The organism is Bradyrhizobium sp. PRIMUS42, assembly GCF_023006515.1.
GTDB lineage: Bacteria > Pseudomonadota > Alphaproteobacteria > Rhizobiales > Xanthobacteraceae > Bradyrhizobium.
The window spans coordinates 1-954 of record NZ_JALBGZ010001278.1; the positions used below are offsets into that span (position 1 = coordinate 1).

General features: G+C 64.2%; 1 protein-coding gene and 1 pseudogene. Both read left to right on the top strand.

Going from position 1 to position 954, the window contains the following annotated elements; all coding sequences use genetic code 11:
* A pseudogene (locus tag MOV75_RS39675) lies at nt 1-180 on the top strand (LysR family transcriptional regulator); the annotation flags it as partial.
* Nucleotides 181-271: 91 nt separating this feature from the next.
* On the top strand, nt 272-954 hold a 683-nt coding region (locus tag MOV75_RS39680), incomplete at its 3' end, for a LysR substrate-binding domain-containing protein (RefSeq protein WP_247008295.1).

Sequence of the window (954 nt, forward strand, 5' to 3'; positions counted from 1 at the left end):
GTCGCCGTGGTCGACCCCTTCTCGCCGCGGCAAAACGGCGGCAACGGCCTGGTCGTGCGGCCCTTCGCGCCGGCGACGCAGGCGGTGGCCTATATGCTATGGTCGGAAGCAGAACCCCTGTCGCGCCTCGCCAAGGCCTTCTTGAGCGAAGTGCGGCAAGCAAGCTGTTTACTGAACTGAGTGCCGGCCCGCGGCCTGATCCAGCGCCCGGTCATCGTTGAGAGGCACTGAGCACAAATTTTGCATAATACCGGGTGAAACGAGTGCCCTCATGAACCTCATCAGCCTCGACATCCGCATGCTCCGCTCGCTGATCTCCGTGGTCGAGACCGGCAGCATCACTGAGACCGCGCGACGGCTGGGCCGCACTCAACCAGCGATCACGCTGCAATTGCAGCGGCTGGAGGAGCTTACCGGCAAGCAGCTGTTCGAGCATGGTGGCCGCAGGCTGACCTTGACCGACGACGGCACCACCGTCCTCACCTACGCCAAGTCCATCCTGAGGTTGCATGACGAGCTGATTTCGCAGCTGGCTTCGCAGGAGATCGAAGGCCAGGTCGTGCTCGGTACGCCCGACCTCTATGCGGCGTTCATGCTGCCGCAGATTCTGAGCGTGTTCCGAAAATCCTTCCCGCGCGTTCAGGTCGAGCTGAATTGTGCATTGTCCACCCCGCTGGTCGGCCTCGTCAAACGCGGCGATGTCGACATTGCCCTCGTGACCCGCATGAACGACTTCACCGGCGGCCAGGTGGTGCGTCGCGAGCAGCTGGTGTGGATGACGGGCGAGCAATCCGCCGCGCATCAGGAGCGCCCGATCCCGCTAGCGCTGCTGCCGCCGGGCAACATCTACCGCGATTACGCCATCGATACGCTGGAACGCGCCAACCTGCGCTGGCGCATCGCCTGCGTCAGCGAAAGCGTCGGGGGACTACAGGCCGCGGCCTTCGCCGGCAT